The sequence below is a fragment of the Pseudomonas protegens genome (genome assembly GCF_003732485.1).
Taxonomy (GTDB): Bacteria; Pseudomonadota; Gammaproteobacteria; order Pseudomonadales; family Pseudomonadaceae; genus Aquipseudomonas; species Aquipseudomonas protegens_B.
The window spans coordinates 1-9,606 of sequence record NZ_MOAK01000081.1 but is presented as its reverse complement, the minus strand read 5'-3'; the positions used below and the strand labels follow the sequence as shown (position 1 = coordinate 9,606).

Annotated in this window: 8 protein-coding genes; all 8 read right to left on the bottom strand. The window is 62.5% G+C overall.

Translation table 11 applies throughout. The features are described from left to right. A partial coding sequence (gene astB / locus BLX41_RS23810) for an N-succinylarginine dihydrolase (RefSeq protein ID WP_259745120.1) occupies positions 1-1,083 on the bottom strand: 1,083 nt, incomplete at its 3' end. 136 nt (positions 1,084-1,219) lie between these two features. Beyond that, positions 1,220-2,689 (bottom strand): succinylglutamate-semialdehyde dehydrogenase, encoded by a 1,470-nt coding sequence (astD, locus tag BLX41_RS23805; protein ID WP_185073779.1) that lies wholly within the window; start codon positions 2,687-2,689, stop codon positions 1,220-1,222. Beyond that, the gene (gene astA, locus BLX41_RS23800) at positions 2,686-3,711 is read right to left on the bottom strand and encodes an arginine N-succinyltransferase (RefSeq protein ID WP_123726858.1); all 1,026 of its coding nucleotides are present in this window, start codon (positions 3,709-3,711) and stop codon (positions 2,686-2,688) included. The genes astD and astA overlap by 4 nt, the downstream gene beginning before the upstream one ends. A gap of 85 nt (positions 3,712-3,796) precedes the next feature. Further along, positions 3,797-4,816: an arginine/ornithine succinyltransferase subunit alpha gene (aruF, locus tag BLX41_RS23795; RefSeq protein WP_123726857.1), complete on the bottom strand. Its 1,020-nt coding sequence runs from the start codon at positions 4,814-4,816 to the stop codon at positions 3,797-3,799. 132 nt (positions 4,817-4,948) lie between these two features. Beyond that, complete coding sequence (locus tag BLX41_RS23790) at positions 4,949-6,169, bottom strand: aspartate aminotransferase family protein (RefSeq protein ID WP_123726856.1); 1,221 nt, start codon at positions 6,167-6,169, stop codon at positions 4,949-4,951. 374 nt (positions 6,170-6,543) lie between these two features. Beyond that, positions 6,544-7,524, bottom strand: a complete 981-nt coding sequence (gene argR / locus BLX41_RS23785) for a transcriptional regulator ArgR (protein ID WP_123726855.1) — start codon at positions 7,522-7,524, stop codon at positions 6,544-6,546. A 112-nt stretch (positions 7,525-7,636) separates the two neighbouring features. Then, positions 7,637-8,401: an ABC transporter ATP-binding protein gene (locus BLX41_RS23780; RefSeq protein ID WP_011062773.1), complete on the bottom strand. Its 765-nt coding sequence runs from the start codon at positions 8,399-8,401 to the stop codon at positions 7,637-7,639. A gap of 23 nt (positions 8,402-8,424) precedes the next feature. Beyond that, positions 8,425-9,537 (bottom strand): succinylglutamate desuccinylase/aspartoacylase family protein, encoded by a 1,113-nt coding sequence (locus tag BLX41_RS23775; RefSeq protein WP_123726854.1) that lies wholly within the window; start codon positions 9,535-9,537, stop codon positions 8,425-8,427. Positions 9,538-9,606: the final 69 nt, after the last annotated feature.

Below are 9,606 nucleotides of genomic sequence, written 5' to 3'. Positions count from 1 at the left end.
CTGCTTGAGATCGAAAACCTTCACTTCACGGATCAGGCCACCCGAGCTGGTGAGGCTTTGCAGGTACTGCCAGACCCGCTCGTTGCTGCGGCATTCTTCCGGCACGATCAGCAGCATCGAACCATCGGCACGGGACAGCAGTTGGCTGTTGAACAGGTAGGAGCGCACGGCGTCGTCCACCGTCACTTGCGAGCGCGGTACACAGATCGACTGGAAGTTGCCGCCGCGCTTGCCCAGTTTGCCCTGCAGTTCAGCGAGCATCTGCTCGGTCTCGAGGAAGGCGTCCTCGTGATAGAACAGCACCTCGCCATTGCCCACAGCGATCACGTCGTTGTGGAACACGCCCTGGTCGATCACCGAGGGATTCTGCTGGGCATAGACCACGCCCTCCTCGCTCAGGCCATGCAGACGCGCCACGGCTTGCGAGGCTTCCAGGGTCTGACGCGCGGGATACTTCTGCGGTGCCGGGTAGCGGTTATCGAAGGCGCTGCGACCGAAGACGAAGAACTCGACACCGGCCTGGCCGTAATCACGGCAGAAACGGGTGTGGTTGGCCGCGCCTTCATCACCGAACTGCGCCACCGCCGGCAACGCCGCGTGATGGGCGAAGTGTTTCTGGTCGGCGAACATCGCCCCCAGCACGCGGCTGGTGGTCGGGTGCTCGATGCTGCGGTGGTATTTGCAGTTCAAGTTGGCGGCGGTGAAATGCACGCGGCCATCGGCGGTGTCAGCACTCGGGCTGACGGTGGCGGCGTTGGCCACCCACATGCTCGATGCCGAGCAACTGGCGACCAGCAAGGGCATCGCCTGCTGGGCGGCTTGCTGGATGACTTGCGCATCGCTCCCGGCAAACCCCAGGTTGCGCAAAGCCGCGACATCGGGCCGCTCTTGCGGGGCGAGCACGCCTTGCTGAAAGCCCATTTCCATCAGCGCTTTCATTTTCGCCAGGCCTTGCAGCGCCGCTTCCTTGGGATTGGAGCCCTGCTGGCTGTTGCTCTGGGAGGCGACGTTGCCGTAGGACAAACCGCCGTAGTTATGGGTCGGCCCCACTAGACCGTCAAAATTGACTTCATAGGATTTCATCAGCGAGGCTCCACGAATCTGTTTGTTATAGGCAATCGATATCTACACATGGCGAACGCGGTGGGCTCGTTCGCCGGCAAGCCAGCTCCTACAAAAATCTGTAGGAGCCGGCTTGCCGGCGAAAAGGCCCCGCAAGTCAGGACAAGCGCACACCTGGCGTCAACGCGCTCGGCAGCACCAGGCTCGGGGTTTCCAGGGAAGCCACCGGATACGCGCAGTAATCCGCCGCGTAATAGGCACTGGCCCGATGGTTGCCCGAAGCCCCGACGCCACCAAAAGGCGCGCTGCTGGCGGCACCGGTCAACTGCTTGTTCCAGTTGACGATCCCGGCACGGCTCTCCAGCCAGAACTGCTGGTAACGTTCGGCGGAATCCGACAGCAGACCGGCAGCCAGGCCGTACTGAGTATTGTTGGCCTCGGCAATCGCCCCATCGAAATCAGCGTAGCGGATCACTTGCAGCAAAGGTCCGAACAGTTCTTCATCAGGACGCTCGGCCACCGCCGTGACATCCAGGATACCCGGGGTCAGCAAGGCTGCCTGAGCCTGGGGCTGAGTCATTTCCAGCAAGGCTACGGCGCCATTGGCCAACAACTGTTGTTGCGCATCCATCAGCTCACGGGCGGCGCCCAGGGAGATCACCGACCCCATGAAGGGCGCGGGCTGTTGATCGTAGCCACCCACATCGATGATCGCGCTGACCGCCACCAGGCGCGCCAGCAACGCATCGCCCCAGGCCCCTTGCGGTACCAGCAAGCGGCGAGCACAAGTGCAGCGCTGACCGGCAGAGATGAAGGCCGACTGAATAATGGTGTAGACCGCTGCGTCCAGGTCCGCGACCTCATCCACCACCAGCGGGTTGTTGCCGCCCATTTCCAGGGCCAGGATCTTGTCCGGACGCCCGGCGAATTGCTGGTGCAGATGATTGCCCGTGCGGCTGGAGCCGGTGAAAAACAGCCCATCGATACCTGGATTGGCGGCCAGGGCGATACCGGTTTCCCGGGCGCCTTGCAGCAGGTTCAGGACGCCCGCCGGAAGACCGGCGTCGATCCAGCACTGGACCGTCAGCTCGGCAACTTTCGGTGTCAGCTCGCTCGGCTTGAACAGCACGCTGTTGCCCGCCAGCAGCGCGGGAACGATGTGCCCGTTAGGCAGATGCCCGGGGAAGTTGTAAGGGCCGAACACCGCCACCACGCCGTGGGGCTTGTGCCGCAACACCGCCGTGGCATCGCCCAATGGGCCGCTCTTCTCGCCGGTACGCTCGCGGTAGCTCTGCACCGAAATGGCAATCTTGTTGACCATGCTGGTGACTTCAGTGGCGGCTTCCCACAGCGGCTTTCCGGTCTCCTCACCGATGCAGCGGGCCAGTTCGTCGGCACGCGCCTTCAAACTGGCGGCAAACGCCTCCAGCACGCTGATGCGCTCTTCCAGGGAACGCTTGGCCCAGGCTGGAAACGCCTGACGAGCCGCCTGCACGGCACTCTCCACTTGCGCGGCCGTCGCGCCGTTACCGGACCAGATGACCGCCTGGGTTACCGGATTGACCGAGGTGAAGGCTTCGCCCTGGCCGGCCAGCCATTGGCCGGCGATGTACAGCGTGCTCATTATTTCGACTCCCGAGAAGCAGACAGCGGAACCGCGCGGACCTGGTCGCCGGCGTTGAGTTGCAGGCGCTTGGCGGTCAGAGGATCGACCACCAGGGTGCCCGCGGCGAAGCGTGCAGGCGCCGCAGTGATGCGGCAATCCTCGCGCTTGCGGTTGTGGATCAGGAACGGCGTGGCGTCGTCGCCCGGGGTGCCGATGGCCAGCACCAATGCCTGGCTGTCACGTACCGCGCGGATCTTGCTGGTCTCGCACTCCACCGCCGGACCGGCGTCGAAGATGTCGACATAGCCCTGGTAGCTGAAGCCCTCGCTCTTGAGCATGGCCAGGGCCGGCTCGGTATCGGTGTGGACCTTGGCGATGACGTTGCGCGCATCCTCGGAAAGGAAGCAGGTGTACAGCGGAAACTTGGGCATCAGCTCGGCGATGAACGCCTTGTTGCCGACCCCGGTCAGATAGTCCGCCTGGCTGAACTCCATCTTGAAGAAGTGTCGACCCAGGCTTTCCCAGAACGGCGAACGGCCCTGCTCATCCGACATGCCGCGCATCTCGGCAATGATCTTGTTGCCGAACAGTTGCGGGAACTCGGCAATGAACAACATCCGCGCCTTGGCCAGCATGCGGCCGTTGAGGCCGGTGCGGTAATCGGCGTGAAGGAACAAAGAGCACAGCTCGGAATTGCCGGTCAGGTCGTTGGCCAGGAACAGCGTGGGGATCTCACGGTAGATATTCAGCTCCTGGGAGGCGCTGACCGTCAGGCCGACCCGGAAGTTGTACCAGGGCTCACGCAAGCCGACGGCGCCGGCAATGGCGGAAATCCCCACCACCCGGCCATTGTCGTCTTCCAGCACGAACAGGTAGTCCGCATCGCCGCGCCCGGCTTCACCGCGAAAGGTCTTTTCCGCCCAGCCAACCCTATGGGTCAGGCGCTCTTCGTTGGCCGGCAAGGTGGTGAGGCCGGTGCCGGTGCTGCGGGCCAGGTCGATCAGCGCGGGTAAATCGCTGCTGCGTACGGGACGAACGATCATGCTATCTCCTCAAACACAGGCCGCTGGCGGCCTGTGTGAAACTCGCTGCTTTCTAGGCATGCTTTCCAAGTCGTGAAAGCAGGGATTAAACCGCCACCAGGCGCACGCTGGCACCTTCGCCGACGCCCAGGGCTTCGGCCGTTTGCAGATCCAGGGTCACCGGTTTGCCCGGGGCGTAATCCAGCTCCAGCAACACGGCGCGGTAATCCTGCAACTGACCGTTGGACACCAGGTACTGACGACCGCCGCCCTTGAGCGCCTCGCCGATCTTCACTGGCACCACGCGGCTCTGGGCAATGGAGCGAATCCCCGAAACCCGTGCATGCAAGGTCGGACCACCGTCGAAGATGTCGATGTAGTGATCGGTTTCAAAACCTTCGCGCATCAGGATGTCAAAGGTAATCTGCGCCCGCGGATGCACCTGGCCCATGGCTTCCTGGGCGGCGTCCGGCAGCAGCGGCACATAGATCGGGTAATGGGGCATCAGCTCGGCAAGGAAGGTCCGGCTCTTCAGGCCGCACAGGCGCTCGGCCTCGGCGTAGTTGAGGTCGAAGAAGTTACGCCCGATGGCGTCCCAGAACGGCGAATCGCCGTGCTCATCACTGTAGCCGACGATCTCGGTCACCACCGAATCGGCGAAACGCTCCGGGTGGCTGGCGACAAACAGCAGACGGCCCCGGGAGTTGAGCTCCGACCAGGGCGACCCCACCAGCTCCGGCACCACATAGAAACTGGTCAACAGGCTGTTGCCAGTCAGGTCGTGGCACTGGGACAGGACGTGAATCTTGTTGTGGATCTTCAGCTCGCGGGACGCATGAACGAAGGTTTCGTTGCGAAAGCTGTAGAACGGTTCGGAATAGCCGGCGGAAGCGACAATGGCCGAACACCCCACCAGCTTGCCGCTGTCGGTGTCCTCGAGGACGAAGAAGTAGCTCTCCTCACCGTTGAAGCTCACTTCAGCAGCGAACGAAGCCTCACTTGCAGCGATCTTGTCGCTCAGGCGTTCCACATCATCCGGCAAGGAGGTGACACCAATCGGGCTGTCTGCAGCCAGACGCTGTACCTCGCCCAGATCAGCCATTTGCGCGGGGCGCATCACCAGCATGGTGTCACTCCTTACTCTAAAACAGGTCGGAAACCGTCCGACTCAGGGAAAAAAATACCGGGACAGCCCGGCACAGGAATTAGGCTCGACGCCGACCACTAAAGCCGACGCCGAGGAGTACTGCTACCTGGATCAGGCTTGAGTCAGTTTCGCCACGGCGCGCTCGAAGCGATCCAGGCCAGCGTCGATATCGGCATCCTCGACCACCAGGCTCGGGGCAAAGCGCACCACGTCCGGACCGGCTTGCAGAATCATCAGGCCTTCTTTCTCGGCCGCGTTGAACACGTCCTTGGCCTTGCCTTTCCAGGCTTCGCTGAGCACACAACCGAGCAACAGGCCCAGGCCACGGACTTCAGTGAACAGACCGTACTTTTCGCCGATCTGCAGCAGGCGGGTCTTGAAACGGTCGTGCTTGGCCTTCACGCCATTGAGCACCTCGGGGGTGTTGATCACATCGATCACCGCCTCGGCCACGGCACACGCCAGCGGGTTGCCACCGTAAGTGGTGCCGTGGGTACCGACCACCAGATGCTTGGCCAGCTCTTCGGTGGTCAGCATCGCCGCGATCGGGAAACCGCCGCCCAGGCTCTTGGCGCTGGTGAGTATGTCCGGAGTCACGCCGTAATGCTGGTAGGCGAACAGCTCGCCGCAGCGGCCCATGCCGGTCTGTACTTCGTCGAACACCAGCAGCGCGTTGTGCTGGTCGCACAGCTCGCGGGCGCCTTGCAAGTAGGCCAGCTCAGCCGGCAGCACGCCGCCTTCACCCTGGATCGGCTCCAGTACCACGGCGCAGGTCTTGTCGGAAACCGCAGCCTTCAAGGCGGCCAGGTCGTTGTACGGCACATGGGTGATGCCGGTGATTTTCGGACCGAAACCGTCGGAGTACTTCGACTGGCCACCGACGTTCACGGTGAACAGGGTACGACCGTGGAAGCTGTTGAGGGCGGCGATGATTTCGTACTTCTCGGCGCCGAAACGATCATGAGCCACACGACGGGCCAGCTTGAAGGCGGCCTCGTTGGCTTCCGCCCCGGAGTTACAGAAGAACGCGCGTTCGGCGAAGGTGGCGTCGATCAGCTTGTGGGCCAGACGCAGAGCCGGCTCGTTGGTGAACACGTTGGACACATGCCACAGTTTATTGGCCTGCTCGGTCAGAGCCCCCACCAGCGCCGGATGGGCGTGGCCCAGTACGTTGACCGCGATGCCGCCGGCGAAGTCGATCAGCTCCCGTCCCGACTGATCCCAGACTCGAGACCCCGCGCCGCGCACAGGAATGAAAGCCGCAGGTGCGTAGTTGGGAACCATCACCTGGTCGAAATCGGCGCGTTGCACCGGAGCTTGCTCAACGGACATCGGAGTCTCCTGAAGAGGAACACCCGCCTGAAACTGGCGAGCGATGGAGGGATTGTAAGGACAGTTTTGTGCCCGACCTTGTCGCCAAGCGACAACTTCTTATAGCGCCAACCCCGGTTTTACGCGGGTTTATGGCAATGCGACAAATAGCGTCGCAAAGGCGCAGTTTAAACCGCGCGCAGGCTCAGCGGCAGATTTGCCGGGCAATTTGCCCGAGGTAATTACCCAGGTAGTTATTCAGATAGCTACGGGGCTAGCACCCCCAACCCCGAAGAGGTTATCGGCGTTACGACAACAAGGGGTCGAGCGCGATTGTACGGGGCGAGTGGATTGCCTGGGGGATTCGCCGGCAAGCCGGCTCCTACAGGACGGGGTCAGCCGCGTTCGGCAGGTACGGAGGAGAGTTCGAACGGGCTGCTGCTGCGCCGTTGATTGCGATCTTCACGGGGTGTGGCGCCAAAGAAATTGCGGTAGGCGCTGGAGAAGTGCGGGCCGGAGGAGAAGCCGCAGGAAAGGCCGATCTGAATGATCGACTTGCTGGTCTGCATCAGCATCTGTCGGGCCTTGTTCAGACGCAGCTCCAGGTAATACTGGCTGGGCACCCGATTCAGGTACTGTTTGAAGATCCGCTCCAACTGGCGCCGGGACACGCAGACATGCTGGGCAATCTCGTCGGTGGTCAGTGGCTCTTCGATATTGGCCTCCATCAGCAGCACGGCCTGAGTCAGCTTCGGGTGGCTGGAGCCCAGACGGTTCTGCAGCGGAATACGCTGACGCTCGCCACCCTCACGGATGCGCTCGACCACCAGTTCTTCCGAAACCGCACCGGCCAGCTCGGCGCCGTGGTCCCGCGCCAGCACCGCCAGCAACAGATCCAGCACCGACATACCGCCACAGGCTGTCAGGCGATCGCGATCCCAATCGAACAGATGGCTGGTGGCAATGACCTTGGGGAAGCGCTCGGCAAAATCATCCTGCCAGCGCCAGTGCACCGCAGCCCGATAACCATCGAGCAGACCCAGTTGAGCCAGCGGGTAAACCCCGGCGGACAGCCCTCCAATCACGCAGCCGGCACGCACCAGTTGCTTGAGGGCACTACTGAGGGGCGAACTCATCGGCGCCGGTGGCTCATCGGCCAGCAGGAACAACTTCTGACAGCCTTCAAGCTTGCCCGCCCAAGGCTCCCCCGGCAGTTGCCAGGCACCTTCGACCGGCGCTTCGGCCTGCAGGAAGGCCAGCTCATAAACCACGTCCGGGTGCACCCGCTGGGCAACACGCAAGGCCTCCTCGGCCAGCGCCAGCGTCAAGGCTTTAGTGCTGGGCCAAATCAGGAAACCAATTCGATGGGCAGTCATGGCGGGCAATCCGAAACGAAAACAGTGTTAGAAGCCAAGGGCGGCAGCACCAAGTTAGACCATCTGGCGCGCGGTGCGCAGCATGACCTAATTTGGTGCATAACGGCAGCTATTACTTGAGGCTGCCGGAGAGGAATTGTTGCAAACGTTCTGATTGCGGGTTCACCAGCACTTCCCGCGGGTTGCCGCTTTCTTCCACCACACCTTTGTGCAGGAACACCAACTGGTTGGAGACTTCACGGGCAAAGCCCATCTCGTGAGTCACCACCACCATGGTCCGGCCTTCCTGGGCCAGGGCCTGCATGACCTTCAACACGTCCCCCACCAGCTCGGGGTCCAGGGCCGAGGTCGGCTCGTCGAACAGCATGACTTCCGGCTCCATGGCCAGAGCCCGGGCGATAGCCACGCGCTGCTGCTCACCACCGGACATGTGTCCCGGGTAGGCATCCTTGCGATGCGCCACCCCCACCTTGGCCAGGTAATGCTCGGCCTTCTCACGAGCCTCGGCCTTGGACACGCCCAGTACATGCACCGGTGCTTCCATGATGTTTTCAATGGCGGTCATGTGCGACCACAGGTTGAAGTGCTGGAACACCATCGACAGGCGCGAACGCATGCGCTGCAGCTGCTTGGGATCGGCGGCCTTCAAGGCGCCGTCCTTGTTGGCCACCAGCTTCAACTCTTCGTTGTTCAGCAGGATCTTGCCGGCATGGGGCTGCTCCAGCAGGTTGATGCAGCGCAAAAAGGTACTTTTGCCCGAGCCACTGGAGCCGATGATGCTGATCACATCGCCAGCCGCAGCCTTCAGGGACACGCCCTTGAGCACTTCGTGACTGCCATAGCGCTTATGCAGGTCTTGGACTTCAAGTTTGTACATGCGGTCGGTTCTCACAAAAACAGTCAGTCGTTGAGCAAGCGCCCGTGACGCAGCGCTTCGCGCCCCGCCACCTTGGCCAGCCAGAAACCGGGTTGGGCATAACGCAGCCGCTCAACGGCGAACAACACGCCGCTGGTGCCAGCACACACCGTACTGACCCGATCGGATAGGGGATCAATCACTTCAAAAATCGGTTCGCCCACTTCTACCCAGCTACCGGCCGGACGCAGAAAGCTCACCACACCGGGGTGCGGCGCATACAGCAATTGGGTGCCTTCAAACGGCATGGCTTCGCAGGCTTCACGCCCGGACGCCGGCCACTCACCGGCAATCAGCCCCTGCTCGGCGAGAAACGCCAGGATGCCGGCAGCATGCGCCTCGGCCTGTGGACGCCCGGTGTCGGCCTGACCGCCCAGCTCCAGAGTGGTGGCCAGGCAGGCCAGGGGAATCTGCGCCTCGGGAAACTGTTGCGACAGACGCAACCAGGGCAGCGAACAAGCCTCATCGAACGAGCTGCCACCGGAATCTTCCGCCAGCAGCCCGACCTTCACATCCAGGTGCGCCGCCAGGGAGCGCCACTGCGGCCAATGCTGCGGCAAGGCGTACATATGCAGCGCCGCCTCGGTATCGCAATGCAGGTCCAGCACCACATCCGCCGTACAGGCATGACTCAGGAGCACCCGCTGCATGCCCTGCAGCTGACTTGCAGCCGATGGCAACTCGGACAGCACCTCGCTCATGGCCTGACGGATCAAGCGCACATTGGCGTGAGGATCATCCCCCAGGCGCCCTTCCAGGCGCTGGGCCACCGGCCCGCTCAACTCGACGAAGTCGCGGTTGAAGTTCTTGCCGCTACCGGCTTCGAAACGCCCCTGGTGATTGCCTTGCAGCAACTGCCCCAGCCCCAGCGGATTGGCCACGGGCACCAGTTCGATAACCCCGTTGAGGGCACCCTCGGCTTCCAGTTCGGCCAGGCGCTTCTTCAGTTCCCAGGCGGTGCGCATGCCGGGCAACTCGTCGGCATGCAGACTGGCCTGGATGTAGGCCTTGCGCTCGCCACTGCCGAAACGGAACACCGAGATGCTGCGTTCGCTGCCCAGGTGGCTCCAGGGCAATGGATGATCGATACGTTGCATATCAGTGCTTCCGCGGTGCCAGGTAGCGCAGCCAGCGGCCTTCGGCCAGCTTGAACAGGCGCACCAGGA

Bases quoted from the DNA above. Each gene is read 5' to 3' on its own strand.
- BLX41_RS23780 (WP_011062773.1), bottom strand. From the start codon at position 8,401: ATGTACAAACTTGAAGTCCAAGACCTGCATAAGCGCTATGGCAGTCAC.
- argR (WP_123726855.1), bottom strand. From the start codon at position 7,524: ATGACTGCCCATCGAATTGGTTTCCTGATTTGGCCCAGCACTAAAGCC.
- aruF (WP_123726857.1), bottom strand. From the start codon at position 4,816: ATGCTGGTGATGCGCCCCGCGCAAATGGCTGATCTGGGCGAGGTACAG.
- BLX41_RS23790 (WP_123726856.1), bottom strand. From the start codon at position 6,169: ATGTCCGTTGAGCAAGCTCCGGTGCAACGCGCCGATTTCGACCAGGTG.
- BLX41_RS23775 (WP_123726854.1), bottom strand. From the start codon at position 9,537: ATGCAACGTATCGATCATCCATTGCCCTGGAGCCACCTGGGCAGCGAA.
- astA (WP_123726858.1), bottom strand. From the start codon at position 3,711: ATGATCGTTCGTCCCGTACGCAGCAGCGATTTACCCGCGCTGATCGAC.